The sequence below is a fragment of the Streptomyces sp. NPDC111507 genome (assembly GCF_055638955.1).
The window spans coordinates 112,627-134,745 of sequence record NZ_JBVKBU010000001.1 but is presented as its reverse complement, the minus strand read 5'-3'; the positions used below and the strand labels follow the sequence as shown (position 1 = coordinate 134,745).

General features: G+C 69.4%; 18 protein-coding genes. 14 read left to right on the top strand and 4 right to left on the bottom strand.

Annotated elements, in window-relative coordinates:
- The first annotated feature begins 214 nt into the window (after positions 1-214).
- From ACZ7M2_RS00630 to ACZ7M2_RS00565, 14 genes are all read left to right on the top strand, one after another.
- The gene (locus ACZ7M2_RS00630) at positions 215-871 is read left to right on the top strand and encodes a GntR family transcriptional regulator (RefSeq protein ID WP_099940729.1); all 657 of its coding nucleotides are present in this window, start codon (positions 215-217) and stop codon (positions 869-871) included.
- A complete protein-coding gene (locus tag ACZ7M2_RS00625) occupies positions 868-1,776 on the top strand; it encodes a dihydrodipicolinate synthase family protein (RefSeq protein ID WP_351695886.1) in 909 nt (302 codons plus the stop codon). Before ACZ7M2_RS00630 ends, ACZ7M2_RS00625 begins: the two co-directional genes overlap by 4 nt.
- The gene (araD, locus tag ACZ7M2_RS00620) at positions 1,773-3,524 is read left to right on the top strand and encodes an L-arabinonate dehydratase (protein ID WP_471593584.1); all 1,752 of its coding nucleotides are present in this window, start codon (positions 1,773-1,775) and stop codon (positions 3,522-3,524) included. Before ACZ7M2_RS00625 ends, araD begins: the two co-directional genes overlap by 4 nt.
- Before the next feature lie 193 nt (positions 3,525-3,717).
- The gene (locus ACZ7M2_RS00615) at positions 3,718-4,653 is read left to right on the top strand and encodes a carbohydrate ABC transporter permease (RefSeq protein ID WP_075026190.1); all 936 of its coding nucleotides are present in this window, start codon (positions 3,718-3,720) and stop codon (positions 4,651-4,653) included.
- Complete coding sequence (locus ACZ7M2_RS00610) at positions 4,650-5,552, top strand: carbohydrate ABC transporter permease (protein WP_471593583.1); 903 nt, start codon at positions 4,650-4,652, stop codon at positions 5,550-5,552. Before ACZ7M2_RS00615 ends, ACZ7M2_RS00610 begins: the two co-directional genes overlap by 4 nt.
- Entirely contained in the window at positions 5,549-6,754 is a 1,206-nt protein-coding gene (locus ACZ7M2_RS00605; RefSeq protein WP_471593582.1) for a Gfo/Idh/MocA family protein, read from the top strand. Before ACZ7M2_RS00610 ends, ACZ7M2_RS00605 begins: the two co-directional genes overlap by 4 nt.
- Positions 6,751-7,605 (top strand): DUF6807 domain-containing protein, encoded by an 855-nt coding sequence (locus ACZ7M2_RS00600; protein ID WP_471593581.1) that lies wholly within the window; start codon positions 6,751-6,753, stop codon positions 7,603-7,605. The genes ACZ7M2_RS00605 and ACZ7M2_RS00600 overlap by 4 nt, the downstream gene beginning before the upstream one ends.
- On the top strand, positions 7,605-9,173 hold the full coding sequence (locus ACZ7M2_RS00595; protein WP_471593580.1) for a glycoside hydrolase family 43 protein: 1,569 nt from the start codon (positions 7,605-7,607) through the stop codon (positions 9,171-9,173). The genes ACZ7M2_RS00600 and ACZ7M2_RS00595 overlap by 1 nt, the downstream gene beginning before the upstream one ends.
- Positions 9,174-9,218: 45 nt before the next feature.
- Complete coding sequence (locus tag ACZ7M2_RS00590; protein ID WP_471593579.1) at positions 9,219-10,556, top strand: ABC transporter substrate-binding protein; 1,338 nt, start codon at positions 9,219-9,221, stop codon at positions 10,554-10,556.
- A gap of 117 nt (positions 10,557-10,673) precedes the next feature.
- Complete coding sequence (locus tag ACZ7M2_RS00585) at positions 10,674-11,468, top strand: rhamnogalacturonan acetylesterase (protein WP_471593578.1); 795 nt, start codon at positions 10,674-10,676, stop codon at positions 11,466-11,468.
- 40 nt (positions 11,469-11,508) lie between these two features.
- Positions 11,509-12,843 (top strand): pectate lyase family protein, encoded by a 1,335-nt coding sequence (locus tag ACZ7M2_RS00580; RefSeq protein WP_471593577.1) that lies wholly within the window; start codon positions 11,509-11,511, stop codon positions 12,841-12,843.
- A 165-nt stretch (positions 12,844-13,008) separates the two neighbouring features.
- Positions 13,009-14,166 (top strand): pectinesterase family protein, encoded by a 1,158-nt coding sequence (locus tag ACZ7M2_RS00575; protein ID WP_471593576.1) that lies wholly within the window; start codon positions 13,009-13,011, stop codon positions 14,164-14,166.
- A 1-nt stretch (position 14,167) separates the two neighbouring features.
- On the top strand, positions 14,168-15,184 hold the full coding sequence (locus ACZ7M2_RS00570; RefSeq protein WP_471593575.1) for a pectinesterase family protein: 1,017 nt from the start codon (positions 14,168-14,170) through the stop codon (positions 15,182-15,184).
- A gap of 95 nt (positions 15,185-15,279) precedes the next feature.
- Positions 15,280-16,392 carry a right-handed parallel beta-helix repeat-containing protein gene (locus ACZ7M2_RS00565; RefSeq protein WP_471593574.1) on the top strand — a complete coding sequence of 371 codons (1,113 nt, stop codon included), beginning with the start codon at positions 15,280-15,282 and terminating at the stop codon, positions 16,390-16,392.
- Between the two features lie 24 nt (positions 16,393-16,416).
- Here the strand turns inward: ACZ7M2_RS00565 and ACZ7M2_RS00560 are convergent, their stop codons facing one another.
- The 4 genes from ACZ7M2_RS00560 to ACZ7M2_RS00545 are packed head-to-tail and all read right to left on the bottom strand — an operon-like array spanning position 16,417 to position 21,860.
- Positions 16,417-16,716 (bottom strand): hypothetical protein, encoded by a 300-nt coding sequence (locus tag ACZ7M2_RS00560; RefSeq protein WP_471593573.1) that lies wholly within the window; start codon positions 16,714-16,716, stop codon positions 16,417-16,419.
- Positions 16,713-17,174 carry a hypothetical protein gene (locus ACZ7M2_RS00555; RefSeq protein WP_471593572.1) on the bottom strand — a complete coding sequence of 154 codons (462 nt, stop codon included), beginning with the start codon at positions 17,172-17,174 and terminating at the stop codon, positions 16,713-16,715. Before ACZ7M2_RS00555 ends, ACZ7M2_RS00560 begins: the two co-directional genes overlap by 4 nt.
- 5 nt (positions 17,175-17,179) lie before the next feature.
- Complete coding sequence (locus tag ACZ7M2_RS00550) at positions 17,180-21,493, bottom strand: DUF6531 domain-containing protein (protein ID WP_471593571.1); 4,314 nt, start codon at positions 21,491-21,493, stop codon at positions 17,180-17,182.
- A complete protein-coding gene (locus ACZ7M2_RS00545) occupies positions 21,483-21,860 on the bottom strand; it encodes a hypothetical protein (protein ID WP_471593570.1) in 378 nt (125 codons plus the stop codon). Before ACZ7M2_RS00545 ends, ACZ7M2_RS00550 begins: the two co-directional genes overlap by 11 nt.
- Positions 21,861-22,119: the final 259 nt, after the last annotated feature.

Below are 22,119 nucleotides of genomic sequence, written 5' to 3'. Positions count from 1 at the left end.
TCGCGTTCCTCCGCGAGGCGGACACCGACTTGCGTCGCGAAAGCGAACACCGCGCACAGAACGTCCGGCGGCCCGGACCTCCATGGTCACCTCAACTTCTTTTGTTGGAAGCGTTGACGAAATACGGCTGCGCTCCTACCTTCAACGCGTCGTACTTCGTACGTCATATATGAGACGCGATACACGAGATCAGATACAGATCCGAAAGGCGCGCATGACCTCTGTGCCCATTCCGATCCCGTCCCGCACGCAATTCGTGCTGGAGGGGATCAAACACCGCATCCTCACCGGGCAGTTGACCCCGGGACAGGCCCTGGTCGAGACCGAGCTCGCCGCGCAGTTCGGGGTGTCGAAGACGCCCGTGCGCGAGGCGCTCAAGACCCTGGCCGGTACCGGACTCGTCGTGATGAACCAGTACAAGGGCGTCACGGTACGCATGGTGGACGCGGACATGGCGCGCGAGGTGTACGACGTGCGGCTGCTGCTGGAGCCGGAGGCGCTGCGGCGGACCGTACGGCGCCAGGCGTCGCTCGACGCCGCACGCGACGCGCTGACCCGCGCCGACGACGCCTCCGACACCGCCGAACGCTCGCTCTCCAACCGGGAGTTCCACCGCGCCCTGTACGTCTCCTGCGGCAACCCGCTGCTCGGCCGGATGCTCGACGAAGTGCGTGACCAGGCCGCTCTCGTGTCGGCGGTCGCCTGGGCCGCCGACCCGTCCTGGGAGCGCGAGGCCAGCGAGCACCGGGAGATCCTGCGCCTCGCCCTGGACGGTGACGCCGATGGCGCGGCCCGCGCGCTGCACGCCCACATCGAGTCGTTCGTGCGACGGGCCTTCCCCGAGACCCAGGAAGAGGTTGGACAGGAATGACAGCGACGTACGAGACCCAGCGGGCGGCGCTCGCCGAGGTCGTGGCGATCCCCGTGACCCCCTTCACGGAGGACGGGACGATCGACGGCGACACCCACCGGGCCCTGCTGCGTCGGCTGCTCGACGGCGGCATCCGCACCCTCACGCCGAACGGCAACACCGGTGAGTTCTACGCCCTGACCCCCGAAGAGCGGAACCTCGTCAACGAGTTGACGATCGACGAGGCCGGCGACCGCGCCGCCGTCCTGGTCGGCGTCGGACACGACGTGCCGACCGCCGTCGCCTCCGCCCGGCACGCCCGGGAGCTCGGGGCGCAGATGGTGATGGTCCATCAGCCCGTGCACCCCTACGTCTCGGAGGGCGGCTGGGTCGACTACCACCGGGCCATCGCCGAGGCCGTGCCGGAGCTGGGCGTCGTGCCCTACATCCGCAACCCGGTGCTGCCCGGCGCCCGGCTCGCCGACCTCGCCGACGTCTGCCCGAACGTGATCGGCGTGAAGTACGCCGTTCCGGACGCGGCCCGCTTCGCCGCCTTCGCCCGGGACGCGGGGCTCGACCGGTTCGTGTGGGTCGCGGGCCTCGCCGAACCGTACGCGCCGTCCTACTTCTCGGCCGGCGCCACGGGCTTCACCTCGGGCCTCGTGAACGTCGCCCCGGCCGTCTCCCTGAACATGATCGAAGCCCTTCGAGCGGGTGACTACCCGGCCGCCATGAAGGTCTGGGAGCAGATCCGCCGCTTCGAGGAGCTGCGCGCGGCGAACACCTCCGCCAACAACGTCACCGTGGTCAAGGAGGCCCTCGCCTCGCTCGGCCTGTGCCGCCGTGAGGTCCGCCCCCCGAGCAGGGAACTGCCCGAGTCCGAGCGCGCGGAAGTCGCAGCCATCGCCGCGGGGTGGTCCATATGAGCCAGGGCGTAAGGGAGCCGAAGCGCCCTGAGGAGCTCCGGAGCCATCAATGGTACGGCAGCGGCGTCTCGTCGGGTCTGCGCTCCTTCAGCCACCGGGCCCGCACCCGCCAGCTCGGCTACCTTCCCGAGGAGCACCTCGGCAAGCCGGTCATCGCGATCCTGAACACCTGGTCCGACATCAACCCCTGTCACGTCCATCTGCGCGACCGCGCCCAGGCCGTGAAGCGGGGAGTGTGGCAGGCCGGGGGCTTCCCGCTCGAGTTCCCGGTCTCCACCCTCAGCGAGACCTTCCAGAAGCCGACCCCGATGCTCTACCGCAACCTGCTGGCGATGGAGACCGAGGAACTGCTGCGCTCGTATCCCGTCGACGGCGCGGTGCTGATGGGCGGCTGCGACAAGTCCACGCCCGCCCTGCTCATGGGGGCCGCGTCCGTCGACCTGCCGGCCGTCTTCGTGCCCGCCGGGCCCATGCTGCCCGGTCACTGGCGGAACGAGGTCCTCGGCTCCGGCACCGACATGTGGAAGTACTGGGACGACAGGCGCGCCGGACTCATCGGCGACTGCGAGATGACCGAGCTGGAGAGCGGGCTCGCGCGGTCTCCGGGCCACTGCATGACCATGGGTACGGCGTCCACGCTGACGGCCGCCGCCGAGGCGCTGGGGGTGACCGTGCCCGGCGCGTCCAGCATCCCCGCCGTCGACTCCGGGCACGACCGGATGGCGGCCGCGGCGGGCCTCAGGATCGTCGAACTCGTCCGCCGGGACCGGAAGCTGTCCGACATCCTCACCGCGGACGCGTTCGAGGACGCGGTGACGACCGTCCTCGGGCTCGGCGGCTCCACCAACGCCGTGATCCATCTGATCGCCATGGCGGGCCGGGCGGGCGTCACCCTCACGCTCGACGACTTCGACCGGATCGCGCGGACCGTGCCGGTGCTCGCGAACGTCCGGCCCGGCGGCCAGAAGTACCTCATGGAGGACTTCCACTTCGCCGGCGGTCTGCCCGGGTTCCTGTCGCGGATCACCGATCTGCTGCACCTGGACCGGCCGACGGTGTCGTACGACAGCATGCGCGAGCAGCTGGCCGGCGCCCAGGTGCACGACGACGACGTCATCCGCACCCGGCACAACCCGGTCGCGGCCGAGGGCGGAGTCGCCGTACTGCGCGGCAACCTCTGCCCCGACGGCGCCGTCATCAAGCACATCGCCGCCGAGCCGCAGCTGCTCAAGCACACCGGTCCCGCGGTCGTCTTCGACGACTACAAGACCATGCAGCGGACCATCAACGACCCCTCGCTCGGCATCACGGCCGACAGCGTGCTGGTGCTGCGGGGCTCCGGGCCCAAGGGCGGTCCCGGCATGCCGGAGTACGGGATGCTGCCCATCCCCGACCATCTGCTGAAGCAGGGGGTACGGGACATGCTGCGGATCTCCGACGCCCGGATGAGCGGCACGAGTTACGGCGCCTGTGTGCTGCACGTGGCGCCCGAGTCGCACATCGGCGGACCGCTCGCCCTCGTACGCACCGGGGACGCGATCACCCTCGACGTCGAGGCACGGTCGCTCCAGCTCAACGTGAGCGACGCGGAGTTGGAGCGGCGCAGGGCCCAGTGGACGGCGCCGCCCGAACGGTACGAGCGCGGGTACGGGGCGCTCTACAACGAGCAGATCACCCAGGCGGACACCGGCTGCGACTTCGCGTTCCTGGCGCGGCCGGGGAAGGTGCCGGACCCGTACGCGGGCTGAGCGTGCCCGCGAGGGCCACTCTCCCCCGAGCGCCAACGAGCACCATCTGACCACCATCCGATCGACCATCTGACCTCCATTCGATCGATATCTCGAACGGTAGACGGCAAGCGCTTCACCCATGTGTACGTAGCAAGCGCTTCCTGTCGGTACAGCAAGCGTTCCACGGCACCCGCCAGAACGGAGAACAGTCATGGCCCAAGCCGCAGTCGTGGCGAAACAGCCCGCGCCACCCCGGCGGCGCCGTGGCTCGGCGACGCCCCGCAAGCTCCCGTATCTGCTGATCGCCCCGGCGGGCCTGCTGATGCTGGGCTTCATCGCCTACCCGGTCATCAGCGTCTTCTACTACAGCCTGCAGAACTACAACCCCACCAAACCGTGGCGCAACGGCTTCGCGGGCTTCGACAACTTCACCCACGCCTTCACCAGCGACCCCCAGTTCTGGGACACACTCACCTTCAGCGCCAAGTGGGTCTTCGTCGAGGTCGGCCTGCAACTGCTCTTCGGGCTCGCGCTCGCGCTGATCGTCAACCAGACCTTCGTGGGACGGGCCGTCGGCCGCGCGCTGGTCTTCTCGCCCTGGGCCGTCTCCGGCGTGCTGACCTCCGCGATCTGGGTGCTGCTCTACAACTCCCAGACCGGCATCACCCGTTACCTGGCCGACGCGGGCATCGGACAGTACGGCACCAGCTGGCTGTCGGACACCTCCACCGTCTTCCCGGCGGCCGTGGTCGCCGACCTGTGGCGCGGTGTCCCCTTCTTCGCGATCCTGATCCTCGCCGACCTCCAGTCCGTCTCCAAGGACCTGTACGAGGCCGCCGAGGTCGACGGCGCCAGCCGCTTCAAGCAGTTCCTGCACATCACGCTGCCGCACCTGAAGGACGCGATCATCCTGTCCACGCTGCTGCGCGCGGTGTGGGAGTTCAACAACGTCGACCTGCTCTACACGCTGACGGGCGGTGGTCCCGCGGGCGAGACGACGACCCTCCCGCTCTACATCGCCAACACCAGCGTCGACGCCCACAACTTCGGCTACGCGTCCGCCCTCACCACGGTCGCGTTCGTGATTCTGCTGTTCTGTTCGGTCGTCTATCTGCGGCTGAGCAAGTTCGGAGGCGGGGACAAGTGATCACCGAGGACGCCACGATCAGCGCCCCCGCGGCGCCCGCCCCGCCCGCCCAGGAACCCCGGCAGCGCCCGCGAAAGAAGCGCCGCGCCTGGGACGAGGTCCCGCGCTGGCACATCTACCTCCCGCTCTCCCTCTACCTCCTCTTCACCCTGATCCCCTTCTACTGGATCCTGCTCTTCGCGCTCCGCCCGGCCGGCTCGACCTCGCTCGTGCCGTGGCCCATGACCTTCGACCACTTCGACAAGGTGTGGAACGACCGCAGCTTCGGGACCTACTTCCAGAACAGCGTGCTCATCGCAGTCGCCACCCTGGTGATGACGACCCTCGTCGCCCTCGCCGGCGGTTACGCCCTGGCCCGCTTCGACTTCAGGATCAAGCGCGGCTTCATGCTGGCGCTGCTCTGCTCCCAGTTCGTGCCGGGCGCGCTGCTCCTGGTCCCGCTCTTCCAGATCTTCGCCAAGCTCCAGATGATCAACTCGCTGGGCAGCGTCATCATCGCCGAGACGGTCTTCCAGCTGCCGCTGTCGATGATCCTCATCAGCGGGTTCATCAGGAACGTCCCGTACTCGCTCGAAGAGGCCGCCTGGGTCGACGGCTGCGACCGCTTCACCGCCTTCCGGATCGTCGTCCTGCCCCTGCTGCGGCCCGGGCTGATCGCCGTCGGCTCCTTCGCCTTCGTGCACGCCTGGAACCACTTCCTGTTCGCCCTGATGTTCCTCAGCGACCAGAGCAAGCAGACCATCCCCGTCGGACTCAACACGCTGATGAGCTCCGACAGCGTCGACCTGGGCGCGCTCGCCGCGGGCGGCATCATCGCGGCCGTCCCCGTCGTCATCGTCTTCGCCTTCATCCAGAAGTGGCTGATCACCGGGTTCAGCGCGGGGGCGGTGAAGGGATGAGGCCCACCGAGGAATTCCCGTCCAGCACGCTCACCGGACAACTGCCGCTGCCCGTCGTTCTCGCGGGCGCGCGCGGCCACGGCCGTTGGCACCTGGAGAACATCCGCCGGCTCCAGGACAAGGGGCTTCTGCGGCTGGCGGGCATCTGCGAGCTGACCCCGCTCGACGCGGAGGAACTGAACGGGCAGACCGTCGAGCAGTCGGCCGACTTCGGCGCCCTCCTCGACTCCACCGGCGCCGCGATCGCCGTGATCTGCACGCCCATCCCCACCCACACCGACCTGGCGCTGATCGCCGCGGGCAAGGGCGTACACCTGCTCCTGGAGAAGCCGCCCGCGCCGTCGTACGCGGAGTTTTGCCGGATGGCCGACGGGGTCGCCGCGGCCGGGGTCGTCTGCCAGATCGGCTTCCAGTCGCTCGGCTCGCACGCCGTGCCCGCGATCCGGAAGCTGATCGCGCAGGGTGTGATCGGCCAGGTGGCCGGGATCGGCGGGGCGGGCGCCTGGGCACGCGACGAGGCGTACTACCGGCGGGCGCCGTGGGCGGGCAAGCGCCGTCTGAACGGCGTGGACGTGATCGACGGGGCGCTGACCAACCCCCTCGCGCACGCCGTCGCCACCGCCCTCGCGCTCAACGGGTCCACCCGCGCCGAGGACGTCACCGCGATCGAGACGGAGCTGCTGCACGCCAACGACATCGAGTCGGACGACACGTCCTGCGTACGGATCACCACCCCGCGGGGCCGGGTCACCGTCGCCGCCACGCTGTGTGCCGAGCGGCCCGGCGAACCGTACGTCCTGGTGCACGGCACCAGCGGCCGCATCACCTTCTGGTACAAGCAGGACCGCGTGCTGGTGCAGCGGTCGGGACACGGCCCCGAGGAGATCGAGTACGGCCGTACGGACCTGCTGGAGAACCTGGTCGCGCATCTGACGGAGGGCGCCGAACTGCTGGTCGCGCCGGATACGACGGGTGCCTTCATGAAGGTGGTGGAAGCGATCCGGCAGGCGCCGGACCCGCTCGCGCTGCCCGCCGGCGCCTGGGAGCCGCTCACCGAGGAGAACCGCAGGGTCGTGCCCGGCATCGACGCGCTCGTCGCGGCCGCCGCCGACACCCTCGCCCTCTACTCCGAGCTCGGCGCCTCCTGGGCCCGGCCGAACCAGGCCGCGAACAAGGTGGGAAGCGAGGTGAGCACTCCATGAACCACGCGCAGAGCACCGACTCGCTCGTCCTGCGCGTCGCGGGCCGCCCGGTCGGCCGGTACGTCACCCGGCCCGAACTCGCGCCCCGCCTCTCGCCGCGCCCCTACCTCCACCCGGTCACCACCCTGGCCGGCACGGCTGTCACCGAGCTCAGCCCCGCCGACCACACCCACCACCTCGGCGTCGGTGTCGCCGTTCCCGACGTCGAGGGGCACAACTTCTGGGGCGGCCGCACCTACGTCCGCGACCAGGGACCCACCGAGCTGGCCAACCACGGCGCCCAGCGGCACTCCGGATTCCAGCTGCGCGACCCCGACGGCTTCGTGGAGGAGCTGCGCTGGGTGGCCGCGGGCGGCGAGCTGCTGCGCGAGCGCCGCACGGTCGCCGTCACCGAACTCACCGACTCCGCCTGGGCGCTGGACTTCACCTTCTCCCTCACGAACACGACCAAGCACCCCCTGTCGATCGGCAGCCCGGCCACCAACGGGCGGCCCGGAGCGGCCTACGGCGGCTTCTTCTGGCGGGCCCGCAAGGAAGCACGGGCGCCGCGCGTCTTCACCGCCGACACCGAGGGCGAGGAAGCGGTCCACGGGGCCCCCGCCGACTGGCTCGCCCTCGGGGGCGCGGGCTGGACCCTCGTCTTCGCCGGGGCCACCGCGGCGACCCGCCGCGACCCGTGGTTCGTGCGCACCACCGAGTACCCGGGTGTCGGCTCCTGTCTCGCGCACACCGAACGGCTGCCGATCCCGCCCGGGGAGACGGTCGTACGCCGGGTCGTCACGGTCGTCGCGGACGGCACCCTCGGCAGAAGCGAGGCCGCGACGCTGGTACGGAAGGCGGTGAGCCCCTGATGGCGCTGACCTCCGCCGACCTCGGCGACGGCACCTACCGCAACCCGGTCCTCGACGCCGACTGGTCCGACCCCGACCTCCTGTGCGTGGGCGACGACTTCTACCTCACCGCCTCCAGCTTCGGTCGCGTGCCCGGCCTGCCGCTCCTGCACTCCCGCGATCTGGTCAACTGGACGCTCGTCGGACACGCCCTCCAACTCCTCGAACCCGCGAGGGACTTCAGGAAACCCAGGCACGATCGCGGGGTGTGGGCGCCGTCCCTGCGGCACCACGACGACCGCTTCTGGATCTTCTGGGGCGACCCCGACCACGGCATCTTCCAGGTCAACGCCCCGGAGATCCGCGGTCCCTGGACCCGGCCGCATCTGGTCAAGGAGGGCAAGGGACTCATCGACGCCTGCCCGCTGTGGGACGAGGAGACCGGAGAGGCGTATCTCGTACACGCCTGGGCCAAGTCCCGCGCGGGCGTGAAGAACCGGCTCACCGGCCACCGTATGCGCCCCGACGGCACCGGACTCCTCGACGAGGGCAAGGTGATCATCGACGCGGACCGGATCCCGGGCTGGTTCACCCTCGAAGGGCCCAAGGCCTACCGGCACGACGGCTGGTTCTGGATCTTCGCACCCGCCGGGGGAGTGGAGACCGGCTGGCAGGGCGCCTTCCGCTCGCGCGGCTTCTTCGGCCCGTACGAGGAGCGGGTGGTGCTGGAACAGGGGGACACCGAGGTCAACGGCCCCCACCAGGGCGGCTGGGTGCGCACCGGGGCAGGCGAGGACTGGTTCGCGCACTTCCAGCAGCGCGGACCCTACGGACGTGTCGTCCACCTTCAGCCGATGAGCTGGGGCGACGACAACTGGCCGGTGCTCGGTGACAAGGGTGTCCCCGTCGCCGTACACCGCAAGCCCCGACTGCCGCCGCAGCCGCCCTCCGCGCCCGCCACCGACGACGACTTCCCCGGCGGCCGGTTCGGACGGCAGTGGCAGTGGACCGCCAACCGGCAGGACGGCTGGGCGACCCAGCACTCGGGGGACGGGCTGCGGCTGAGCTGCGTACGGACGGTGGACGCGCACGACCTGCGCAGACTGCCGAACGTCCTCACCCAGCGGTTGCCCGGCAGCCCCGCCACCGTCGAGGTGGAGCTGCGCCTCGACAGCGAGGAGCCGGGGGCACGGGCGGGACTCGCGGTGCTCGGCGACGCCTTCAGCTGGATCGGGCTCCAGCGGGAGGCGGACGGGTCGGTGCGGCTCGTGCACCGGTTCGCCGAGCCGGTCGCCATGGGGGCACCTCCCACGCCTTTAGGGCAGTGGGGGAGGGAGCGCGACGCCGCGCATCCGCGAGAGGCGCCCGAGGGGCGGGCCCGGCTGTGGATCGAGAGCGGGGCGGGGGCGCGCTGCCGGTTCTCCTACGACGTCGGGGGCGGCCGGCAGCCCTCCGGCCAGGTCTTCGCCGCCACCCCCTGGCGCTGGGTCGGCGCCCTGCTCGGACTTTTCGCACTCGCGCCCGTCGGCGGGGGACACGCCGGCACGGCCTCGTTCACGCAGTTCCGCATCACCAGTTCCGTCCGCTGACAAGACCCCACAACCCCGTTGGATCCAGAAGAAGAGAGCCGATCAATGAAGATCAACATCCGCAGAACCGGGCGCGCCGCGACGGTCGTCGCCCTGGGCTCCGTGCTCGCGCTCACCGCCACCGCCTGCGGCGACAACGGCAGCGGAGCGGCGGGCGACAAGGGCACCGAGGGCTCCGGCAAGGGCGAGATCACCTTCTGGGACAACAACGGCGGTGTCCGCACCGACATCTGGAAGCAGATCATCGCGGACTTCGAGAAGAAGTACCCGGACATCAAGGTCAAGTACGTCGGCATCCCGGCGGCGAGCGCCCAGTCGAAGTACGACACCGCCATCCAGGGCGGCGGCCTGCCCGACGTCGGCGGTGTGGGCACCGCGATGCTCGCCGAGGTCGCCGTCCAGGGAGCGCTGGAGCCGCTGGACAGCCGGCTCAAGGGGAGCTCGCTGGACGGCAAGCTGAGCCAGAACCTGCTCGACGTCAGCCGGTCCGCGGGCGGCGGTGACGCCCTGTACCAGGTGCCGACCTCCGCCAACAACGGCACGCTGTGGTATCGGACGGACCTGTTCAAGGCGGCGGGAGTGGACGCCCCGACCACCTGGTCGAAGTTCTACGACGCCGCCGACAAGCTCACCGACAAGGGCAAGAACAAGTTCGGCTTCACCATCCGGGGCGGCGAGGGCGCCATCGCGCCGGCCCTCGACGCGGTGTACGGCCAGACCGGCATCACCTCGTTCTGGAACGGCGACAAGACCACCGTCAACGACCCGAAGAACGTCGCCGCCCTCGAGAAGTACATCGCCCTGTACAAGAAGGACACCCCGTCCGCCGACGTCAACAACGACTTCACCAAGATGGTCGCGCAGTGGGACAGCGGCACCATCGGCATGCTCAGCCACAACCTCGGCTCCTACCAGGACCACGTGAAGGCGCTGGGCGCGGAGAAGTTCCGCGGCATCCCGAACCCGACGCAGGACGACGGCACACGCGTGCAGGTGTCCAACCCGGTCGACGGGATGAGCCTGTTCAAGTCCAGCAAGAACAAGGCGGCCGGCTGGAAGTTCATCGAGTTCGCCCTCTCGGCGGCGGAGAACTCCAAGTTCAACGAGTCGGCGGGACAGGTCCCGGCGAACACCGACGCGGCGAAGGACGCGTGGATCCAGAAGGCCGAGCCCACCAAGCTGGCCGCGGAGGCGCTGAACGGGGCCGGCACCAAGATCGTGCAGCTGCCGTACTACCTGCCGGACTGGAACACGATCTCCAAGTCCGACAACGAGCCGAACTTCCAGAAGCTGCTGCTCGGGAAGATGAGCGCGAAGCAGTTCCTGGACACGCTGGCCGACCAGTTGAACAAGGCGCAGGCGGACTGGAAGGCGAACCACTGACAACTCGGGTGGTTCGGCCGGTCTTTGGCTGCGGGGCCGTTGTGGCTGGTCGCGCAGTTCCCCGCGCCCCCGAAGACAGGGGCGCGGGCCCCTCCCCCTGCTGAAAGGCACACGTTCGTGTCCCTTACGCGTAGACAGGTCACCTCGGCGGCTCTTGCCGCCGTTCCCGTCGCCCTTGCGGCGACCGGCACCGCACAGGCCACCCAGCGTCACCGCACCCTCTACATCGCCGGTGACTCCACCGCCGCCCAGAAGTATGCCGACGCCGTGCCGGAGACCGGCTGGGGCATGGCGCTTCCGTTCTTCCTGCGGGAGCACCTGGACGTCGCCAACCACGCCGTGAACGGGCGCAGTTCGAAGAGTTTCGTCGACGAGGGGCGGCTCGACGTCATCCTCGGGGCGATCCGGCCCGGCGACTTCCTGCTCGTCCAGTTCGCCCACAACGACGAGAAGAGCGCCGACCCCACGCGCTACACCGAGCCCTGGACGACGTACCAGGACTACCTGAGGCAGTACATCGACGGGGCGCGCGCCCAGAAGGCGTGCCCGGTCCTCGCCACCCCCGTCGAGCGCCGCAGGTTCGACGCGGACGGCAACGCCGTGCCGACCCACGGCGACTACCCGGCGGCGATGCGTGCCCTCGCCGAGGAGGAGCGCGTGGCGCTGCTCGACATCCAGGCCCTGTCGATCGCCCTGTGGCAGCGACTCGGCGTCGAGGAGACCAAGAAGTACTTCAACTGGACCGCGACCGAGCAGGACAACACCCACTTCAACCCGCCGGGTGCGATCGCCGTGGCCCGTCTCGTCGCGGCCGAGCTGCTGCACCGCCGGGTGCTGGCACACCGGGACGTGCGCCGGCTGGACGAGGAAGTCCCCGAGTCCTGGATCACCTGGCCGGACGCGGCCGCGTAACCCCCTCCCACAGAACCTCCGCCAGAAGGAGAGCCGCACAGTGAACACACAGAGATGGCATGCCCATGTCACAGCAAGGCCGGCGGCGACGGCCCTGCTGGTCGGTTGCACCGCCCTGGCCCTCGCCGTCACCGGCACCACCGCCCAGGCCCAGGCCCGGTCGGGCGACCTCGGCCGACAGACCCTCGCCGCCGGTGACGGCTGGGGCTCGTACGGCACGGGCACCTCCGGTGGTGCGGCGGCCGACGCCGCGCACGTGTACACCGTCACCACCTGGGCCGAGTTCAAGGCCGCGCTGAAGAACGGCGGCACCGCCCCGAAGATCATCCAGGTGAAGGGCACGATCGACGCCAACGCCGAGGGCTGCGACTCCTTCGCCGCGCCGGGCTACGACTTCGACGCCTATCTGCAGAAGTACTCGCCGGAGAACTGGGGATACGGCACCAACCTGGACGCCGAGCCCGACGACAGTCCCGAAGGCCTGCGCCGCGCCTCCGCCGCCAACCAGGACACCGCCATCAAGGCGGAGATCCCCGCCAACACCACCCTCGTCGGCCTCGGCAAGGGCGCGGGGTTCAAGGGCGCCAGCCTCCAGATCAAGGCCGTGGACAACGTCATCGTCCGCAACCTCACCTTCGAGAGCCCGCTCGACTGCTTCCCGCAGTGGGACCCGACCGACACCTCCGTCGGCAACTGGAACTCCGAGTACGACAGCGCGGTGGTGTACGGCTCCACGCACGTCTGGCTGGACCACAACACCTTCACCGACGGGGACCACCCCGACAGCACGCTGCCCACGTACTTCGGCCGGATCTTCGAGCAGCACGACGGCGAGCTGGACATCGTCAAGGGCGCGGACTACGTGACAGCCTCCTGGAACGTCTTCGCCGACCACGACAAGACGATCCTCATCGGCAACAGCGACAGCGCGTCCACCGCGGCGGTCGACCGGGGCCACCTCAAGGTCACCTTCCACCACAACCTGTTCTCGAACCTCGTCGAGCGCGCGCCGCGCGTCCGCTTCGGTCAGGTCGACTCGTACAACAACCACTTCGTCGCGGGCGACGGCTACTCCTACAGCTACGGCATCGGCATGGAGTCCCAACTCGTCGCCGAGCACAACGCGTTCACGCTGCCTGCCGGGGTCAGCGCGGCGACCGTCCTGAAGAAGTGGAAGGAGGCGCCGCTCACCGCGGCGGACAATTACGTGAACGGGGCGGCCACCGATCTGATCGCCGTGCACAACGCGGAGATCCCGGCGGAGACGCTGCAGTCCGGGGCCGGATGGACGCCGACCCTGCGCACGAAGGTCGACTCGCCCAGGGCGGTGCCGCGGATCGTGGACCACGAGGCGGGCGCCGGAAAAATCTGCTGACCAGCTGATCCGGCCGACCGGCTGATCCGGTCGTTCCAGCCCTCCAGGTCAGGCCGGAGCGGCTCCGCACCGCCCGTCATCCAGGGCGTGCCGCTCCGGCCCTTCGTCCCTCCCGCAGAGCCCGCGAGGCCTCTGAGCCGCGCGGCACAGCGAAGGAGCATCGCCATGCTCTCCCGCACCACCACACCCGGCACCACCACACCCGGCCCTGCCGTCCCCGGCCGGAGAACCTTCCTCGTCGCCAGCGCCGGAGCCGCTCTCGCGCTCGGCCTCGCGACTCCCGCACGGGCCCAGGCGCGGCCCCAGGGGAAGTCCCCCTTCGGGCGTTACGGTTCGCCGTCCGCCCGGCTCACCGAGCGGACCCTGTACGTCCACCCCGGCGGCCTCGGCGACCACACCACCGTCCAGGCCGCCGTCAGTGCCGTCAGCGGGGCCGGATACACGCTGGTCGTCGCGCCGGGAACGTACCGCGAGACGGTCGCCGTCGGTGTCGACCGTACGGAGATGACCTGGATCGGCGCCTCCGGGGACCCGCGTGACGTCGTCGTCGTGTACGACAACGCCAACGGCACCCCGAAGCCCGGCGGCGGCACCTACGGGACCACCGGGTCGGCCACCACCACCGTGCAGGCCGACGGGTTCAGCGCCCGCTCGATCACCTTCGCCAACGACTTCCTGCGCGCCGACCACCCCGAGATGACCGGCACCCAGGCGGTCGCCGTCAAGGTGCAGGGCGACCGCTCGGCCTTCGTGGGGTGCCGGTTCCTGGGCCACCAGGACACGCTGTACGCCGACTCGATCGCGCTCGGCACCTTCGCCCGCCAGTACTACCGCGACTGTTACGTCGAAGGTGACGTGGACTTCGTCTTCGGCCGGGCGACCGCCGTCTTCGAGCGCTGCCACTTCCGCACCCTGAACCGCACGGACCTGGCGACCGCCCCGTACGGCTTCGTCTTCGCCCCCTCCACCGCGCTCGCCAACCCGCGCGGCTACCTGGTCGCCCACGGCCGTGTCAGCAGCGAGGCCCCGGACGCGTACTACAAGCTCGCCCGTCCCTGGGTGCCCGGCTCGGACACCACCGCCCGGCCCATGCTGACCGTCCGTGACACCCGCCTGGCCGCCGGGATCGACGCGGTCGCGCCCTACACCAACATGGCGGATGCCTACCCGTGGCAGAGCCAGCGCTTCGCCGAGTACCGGAACACGGGGCCGGGCGCCGTCATCAGCGTCCCGGAGAACCGTCCCCAACTGAGCCCCGGGGAGGCCGAGTCGGCGACCCGGGAGGCGTACCTCGGCGACTGGACACCGTGGAAGGGGTGCTGAGATGCGCCGACGCGCCTTTCTCGCCACGGCCGGTGCGCTCGGCGTCCGCGGCGCGACTCCCGCCTTCGCGGGCGGGCGCCGGGTGCTGCACGTCCGGCCCGGTGACTCCGTCCAGGCCGCCGTCGACGCGGTGACGGGCGCCGGCTGGACGATCGTCGTGCACCCGGGCACGTACCGCGAGGTCGTGAACATCCCCGCCGACAAGGCCGGCCTGACGCTGCTCGGCGCCGGCCGCGACCCGCGCGACGCCGTCATCGTGCACGACCATGCCAACGGCACTCCGAAACCGGACGGCTCCGGAACGTACGGCACCGCGGGCTCCGCCACCTTCACCTCGGCGGCGCCGGGGCTCACCGTGCACGGGCTGACGCTCGCCAACGACTGGCTGCGCGCCGACCACCCGGACATCACCGGGACCCAGGCGGTGGCGGCGTACGTCACCGGGGACCGCTCGTCCTTCATCCACGTCCGCCTGCTGGCACACCAGGACACCCTGTTCGCGGACACGACGGCCCTGACCGCCTTCGACCGCCAGTACTACCGGGACTGCTATATCGAGGGCGACGTCGACTTCGTCTTCGGGCGGGCCACCGCCGTCTTCGAGCGCTGCCACTTCCACACCCTCGACCGGGACGTCGCTTTCACACCCGAGGGGATGGTCTTCGCGCCCTCGACGGCCCGCGCCAACCCGCACGGTTTCCTGGCCCTGCGCGGCCGGGTCACCTCGGGCGCGCAGGACGGTGCGTACAAGATCGCACGGCCGTGGGTGCCGTCGTACGAGACGACGGCCTGGCCGTCCCTGGTCGTACGGGAGACGGAACTCGGCCCCGGCATCGACGCGGTGGCGCCCTACGTCGACATGCGCGAGGCCTACCCCTGGCAGTCCATGCGCTTTCGCGAGTACCGCAACACCGGCCCCGGCGCGGAGATCACCGTGCCGGAGAACCGTCCCCAGCTCACGGACACGGAAGCCGTGTCGCACACGCGTGCGGCGTATCTGGGCGACTGGTGCCCGTGATGTCCCCGACGGGACCACCGAAGAGCGCACCGAAGCAAGCCCCGAAGAAGGTACCGAAGCAGTCCCCCACCGTATCGACGAAAGGACCGCACTCCATGTCTCGTCGAACCGCTCTCGTCCTCGGCGCCGCCCTGGCGCTCGGCGCCGGACTCGCCGTCCTGCCCACCCAGGCCCAGGCGGCGACCGTCGTCGTCAGCACCACGGCCGACCTCACCAGCGCCATCAAGAACGCCACCGCCGGCACCGTCATCCAGGTGCGCGCCGGCACGTACTACCCGACGGCCACCCTCCAGTCGACGGCCAACGGCACCTCGTCGAGCCCTGTCACCCTCCAGGCGTACGGCACGGAGACGGTGAAGATCGACGGCTCGTCGCTGCCCGCCGGGGACTGGATCTTCAAGCTGACCGCCGACTACTGGAACGTCTCCAACCTCACCTTCCAGAACTCCCCGGACAGCGCGGTCGTCTGCCAGTCCTGCACCGGCACGAACTGGAACAACATCAAGACCATCAACGGTGGCGACTCCGGCTTCACGCTGACGGGTGATGGCACCGTCAACAACACGGTCAAGAACATCGACTCGTACGGCAACTACGACGCCGCCACGCACGGCCAGAACGCGGACGGCGTGGCCATCAAGTTCGGCTCCGGCACAGGCAACCTGGTGACCGGGGCCCGGCTGTACAACAACTCGGACGACGGCATCGATCTGTGGTCCTTCTCCTCGCCGGTCACCATCGAGCACACCTGGTCCTTCGGCAACGGCAAGAACCGCTGGGGCGACTCCGCCTTCGAGGGCAACGGCAACGGCTTCAAACTCGGCGGGAACGGCGTGACGGTCGCGCACGTCGTCAACAACTCCGCCGCCTGGGACGACGCGGGCAACGGCTTCACCGAGAACTCCAACACCGGCTCGATCGTCATCAACCGCACCACCGCGTACGCCAACGGCAAGTACGGCTACTACTTCGCCACCAGCTCCGCGAAGCTCGGCAAGAACCTGGCGGTGAGCAACGGCAGCGCGGCGGTCTCCAAGGGGTCCTCGGTCACGTCCGCCGGCAACAACTGGGACTCGGGCGTCTCCACTCCGTCCTTCGTCTCCACGGACGCGTCGACGACGTACAACTCCCGCAAGTCGGACGGCTCGCTGCCCGCGACGACGTTCCTGACGACGGGCAGCACGACGATCGGCGCCACGATGAACTGATCCGGAGGAACTGGTGCGGTGGGCTCAGTTGAGGTGCCACAGGGCGTAGGCAGCGGTCAGCAGCACAAGACCGGCGACCGTGAGAAACACCCCGAGCATCCGGTGGTACCAAGGCTGGGCCCCCATCAGCACCGAACCACTCCTCAGCTGATGCCTGTCGCGGATGTTCGCAGCCCTCCGGACGGCGATCCCGCGCACGTTGAACGCCCAGCTCCCGCCGCACCAGACGGCTGCGAGGCCGCCCAGGGCGAAGAGGGCGATGATCACTGGGGACGGCCCATGCGTTCCGGCAGCGAGATGGTGCATGTTCTCGTTGGCCCTCATGGATTGATGTGTCCCATCAGTCTTGCCAACGCGTCGTCATATCCCGGGGCGTTTCCGGGGAGCAATTCCTTCATCCTGGCGAAGAATTTCGTGCCCGACCGTTGCAGCGCCTCGACGAGTTCTCGCTCGTCGACGGAGGCGGCGCGCTTGATGTCGTCGTAGGTGAGAGAGACGAGAACGAGTCCCCCGCCCAGGCGCTTGAACGAAAGCCTGATCGGCTGATCCGGGAAGTACGTCGCCGCCTCGTCCTCGCGCTTGAGACTCAGCACCATGTCGCCGATATAGGACCAGAGTTCGTCGACATAGTCCCAAAGCTCCTGGTCGAGGATCCGTACGCCGTTGATCGTCAGTTCGATGGCGCCCTCGACGTATGAGGGATCCGAAGGTGCGGAGGTCATGTCCGATACGGGGGTGAATCCTCCTGACTTGGTGCGCAGGTAGGAGGTGATTTCAATCATGTGGCCTATTTCTTGGGGAGAGTTCCGGGATAGAACTGGCCGATATGGCCGTTCTTGATGCCGAGGACGTAATCTACTCCGTTTACTTTTCCTTCTACCTGGTACATGCCCATGGGGCCGCGGGATGTCAGCTTGTCCCGGTTCTGATTCAGGGTCTCGGTGATGGCGTCCTCGACATCCTTGACGGACATCTTTCCGTCGAGGAAGGACTGCTTCTGCTTCACCGAACCGTCCCAGTACTCAGGATGATGCCTTTCCAGGACGTGTGCCAGGTTCTTCTTGTCGAGCATGAACTGATCGCTGCCGAACTGGTATCTCCTGCTCTGCCAGTCCTTGAGCGCGTTCTCCACCTTGCAGGTGAAGAGACCGAGCGGATCGGACTCGACGAGGGGATTCCTCACGTAGGCGTGGTGATCGGGGGAGGGGGCGAGGCCCAGCGGGTCCGAAGAGACGTATCGTCCGGTCTCGGGGTCGTAATAGCGGAAGTGGTTGTAGCTGAGTCCCGTCTCGGGGTCGGCGTACTGGCCGGGGAAGCGTAGCGGGCAGTCCACGGTGGCTTCCTCGTCCGTCGGAGCCGGCAGGCCAGTGCCCCAGAGCGAGGTGCGCCGCTGCCAGACCAGGTCTCCCGACACCGAGACCAACTCCGCTGGGGTGCCCACGAGGTCCGTGACCACGGCGTGGAAGCGGGTCGTGTGCGAAGAGTCGGTCTCTTCGACCAGCCGGGCGAGGAACGACGCGCCGGACTCGACGACGGAGGTCCTGTGTTGCGTCTGGGCGACCGGACGATGGGAACCCGGAGCGTAGTCCCAGGTCGTCACCCTGCCGTCCTGGCAGGTCTGTTCGGCCAGGCGGGTGTCGTCCCAGGAGAAGTCGACGCGATCGGCCTGGGACCCGTCCTCGGCCACGCGGTGTTTGGACACACGGCGGCCCAGTGGGTCGTACGCGTATCGCCATCGCTCGCCGTCCGGCGTGACCGCTTCGGTCAGCCGGTCCTCGGTGTCCCAGACGTATGTCCAGGTGCGCGTCTGCCCGTTGAGGAGCTTGCGCGTCCTGCGGACCAGACGGCCCTGGGCGTCGTGCTCGTAGACGGTGTGCCCTGCGCGGCCAACGAGCGTGCCCTCGAACTCACGGTCACCCGGACAAGCATGGTCGGGCGCCGTCGCCCGGACCGGACCGCCTGCCGCGTCGTAGGCGTAGACCTCACGCCAGCCATGGGCGCGTACGCCCGTGACACGGCCCATGGCGTCCAGGTCGAAGCGGCGCGTGCCGGAGGTGAGCTCGCGTACTTCGACGAGGTCGCCGTCCGCTCGGTAGGCGTAACTGCGGTGCTGGAGAAGACGATCCGCCTCCGACGAGTCCGCCGTCGATGTCAACGACTGCACGGCGAGGTGTCCTGTCGCGCTCCAGCTCTGAGTGAGCGTCGCGGCATCGCCGATCCGGCGCTCGGTCTCGCGACCGACGGCGTCGTACGAGAAGGCTAGCGAACCGGCTGCCGATCGCAGTTCGACGGGGTGGCCCACAGAATCGTAAGTCCATTCGGATACCAGACCGGATGGGGCCACCCGGTGGGTGCACTGCCCGACGGCGTCGTACGTGAACGTCGTCGTGCGCCCGCCCACCGTCTCCGAGAGAATGCGGCCCACCGCGTCCCGATCCAGCACGACCTCGGCGTCCGCGTTGGCGGCGCGAGACATTCTGCCGTCGGGGCCGTACGCGTACGTCGTCACCCCACCCGAGTCGTCGTGCTGCTCCACGACACGGCCCTGCGCGTCCCGTGTGAAGCGCAGTGTTTCGTCAGCACCGTTGGTGCGAGAGACCAGACGGCCTGCCGCGTCGTGCTCGTACGTGAGCGTGCGGCCGTTGAAGTCCGTCTCCGCAACGAGCCGGCCGGCCTGGTCGTAGCGGTACGACCAGGCCAGGCCCTGGGGATTGGTGACCTTGGCCAGGCGCAGCTCGGTGTCGTACGTGAACGTGTACCGTGCGCCGTCCGGATCCGTGCGGCCCGCCAGGAGGTCGAAGTGTGTGGCGGTCTGGTGGGTGGTGTTGCCCACCAGGTCGGTGTGGGTGAGCAGGTTGCCCTCGGCGTCCCAGGCCCAGGACTCGCGGGTGCCGTCGGCGTACTCCCGCCACTCTGGCTTGCCCTCGACGGTCCAGCCCATGCGGGTGGTGCCGCCGAGCGGGTCGGTCACCGCGACGATCCGGCCGAAGGCACCCCGCCGCACGGTCGTCTCGTGCCCCAGCTCGTCGGTGAGCACGACGGGCAGCCCGGCGGCGTTCGAGGTGACCCGGCGTGTGTGGCCGAGCGCGTCCGTGACCACGGCCAGATGGCCCGATGCGTCGTACTCGTACCGCGTTTCGGCACCCGCGGGGTCCACCGTGGACAGCAGGTTGCCGCGGTCGTCGTAGGTATGCCGCCAGGTCGCGCCGCCCGACTCCACGACCTCTGTGGGCAGGCCGAGGAAGTCGTGGGCCGCACGGGTCACCGACGCGTCCGGCAGGGTGATCTCGCTCAGGTGCCCGGCGGCGTCATACACGTGACGGGTCGTCCTTCCCAGCGGATCGGTCACTGCGACGGGCTGGGCACCCCACTCGTCCCACTCCGTGCGCGTGACATGCCCGAGCGGGTCCGTCTCCTCGACGACCAGGCCCTCGGAGTTGTGGCGATGGCTGGAGACGCGACCCAGCGAGTCGCTGTACGTCGTCGTGGACGCCGCGTCGTCGTACGTCAGCGTGCCCGACAGGATGCCGTCGACGCCCTCGGTGCGGACGACCCGGCCGCGCTCGTCGTACTCGTACGAGAACCACGTGCCGTTGCGGTCGGTCCAGCGCGTCATCCGGCCCTGGTCGTCGTAGGTGAACCGGAGCGGCTCGCCGCTGGAGTTGACGACCTCGTTGAGGTTGCCCGACGGGTCGTAGCCGTACCGCATGACGAGCGTGCCCTCGCCCACCGGGCCGTCGGGGCCGTAGCGGGACGGGGCCTCGTCGAGCAGGCGCAGGGCCGTGATGCGGGGGCCCCGGGTGTCGACGGCGAGGTAGTAGCCGCCGGAGTGACGGATGCCGAACGGGATGCCTTCGTCGTCACGCTCGATGTCGATGCGAGCGCCGTTGCGGTCGCTCCAGGAGTCCAGGGGGAGATGGAAGACGCCGAAGGAGCCCGAGGAGAAGGGGGTGCTGAAGGTGCGGACGACTCCGGAGGTGGGGTCGGTGATGGTCATGACGCCGTCGGGCTTGCCGTCCCAGCGCAGTGGCCAGCGCGCCCCTTTCAGAGGGAGGGTCGGCACGTCCGGCTCCGGCACGGGGTAGACGAGCCGCATGCCGTCCGCCGCCGCGAAGACGACCCCCTCGCCGTCGATCTGCACGCACTCGTCGAGGGTGGAGATCCAGGTCGGGCCGAAGCAGACCCCGCCGCGGTAGGAGGAGAGGTGGGTGCGCTGGAAGAGGAGGGGGAGGGAGGCCGGCAGTGTCAGGTCGGTCTGGGACATCAGCATGGCGCCCGTCGCCACGTCGATCGGCTCGCCGACGCACGGCGTGCGGTCCGCGTTGCGCGCGGCGGGTCCCAGTTCGACCAGGTCGGGGCGGAGGGACGGCGGGCGCAGCAGGAGGGGGGTGGTGTCGCTGAACGCGCCCTCCACGCCTGCCTTCAGTACGCCGCTGCCCGCGCCCAGCGCGCCGCCGAAGATCATGCCGTCCTTGGCGGCCTGGTTGACCTCGTCCAGGCTGAAGCCCTGCTGCAGACCGGTGGCCATCTTCAGGGGCTGGGCCACGGCCAGGTCGACGGTGACCGACTCGATGCCGCCGAAGGCCGCCGCGACCAGGGTGCCCGCCGCTATCTCCGCGACGGTGGTGGTGACCGCGACGCCCATGGTGGCGCCGAACTCGATGATGGCGTCGGCCGCCGCGACGGCGGCTCCGGAGGCGAGGCCCGCCGTGAAGAAGGCCAGTGCCACCCCGCCCGCGATCACGGCGGCGTCGATGCCGATCTGCGTCCAGAGTTTGTTGATGGCGTCGTCGATGGCGTCCGCGAACTTGTCCAGGGCCTTCGCCATCGCCCGGGACGACTCCGCCAGGTCGCTCAGCCAGCCGGCGTCCTTGCCCTTGGCGTAGCGGTTCCAGAACTTCTCGAACGCGTCGATCGACTCGCCGGTGTTGTGGTGGATGAGGGAGGACGCACTCGTGTGCACCGGTCCCCGTACGTCGTCGACCGCGTCGGCGAAGGTGCGCCAGGCGGTCGCCGCGGCCCGCAGCGAACCGGAGTTGGCGTCCGGCCACCACAGGCCCAGCTTCAGCAGGATCTTCTTGGCCTCGTCCTCAACGCTCACCGGAACCGTCGCTCCCGGCCTTGTCGGTCCCGGCGGTCTTCACCTCGGTGAACATTCCCGCGATCAGCTGGTCGTTGTCGACGGTGCCGTCCGCCAGGTCGTTCATGGCCTCGTGGATGCTCACCAGGCCGAGTACGAGGGTGCCCGCCGCGCTCTCTATCTTCTTCTGCTGCGGTGAGTAGGCGTCCCCGAACTCCTTGCCCTGTTTGTCGTCGCCCCAGGGTTTTCCCAGGCCGTCCAGGGTGGTGACGAGGGTGGTGAGTGCCTTGCTGAGGTTCTTGGCCCCTTCGTGGAAGTCCGGTGCCGCGCGCTTCAGATCGGCGGTGTGGATGTGCAGGACCATGCCGTTGCCGTTGCCCTCACCCATGCGGCTCTCCCCGTCTGACGCATCGTTCGCATGTGCGTTCCGACCCTAGGAGAACCGGTTCAAGGGACGGTCAAGTGAATGTCATCTCCGGGTAATCCATCACGGACGCACGGCAGTTGCGCCGGCAGGTGGAGTGGTGGGGCCGGTCCCTGTGGGTGAGGTCTCGATCGGATAAAGCCTCCCGCATGGCGTGCGTGATGCGCGTAGACAGTCCCTGACCTGGTGCGGAATGACCTGGTCACCCATCACTCAGATCCGG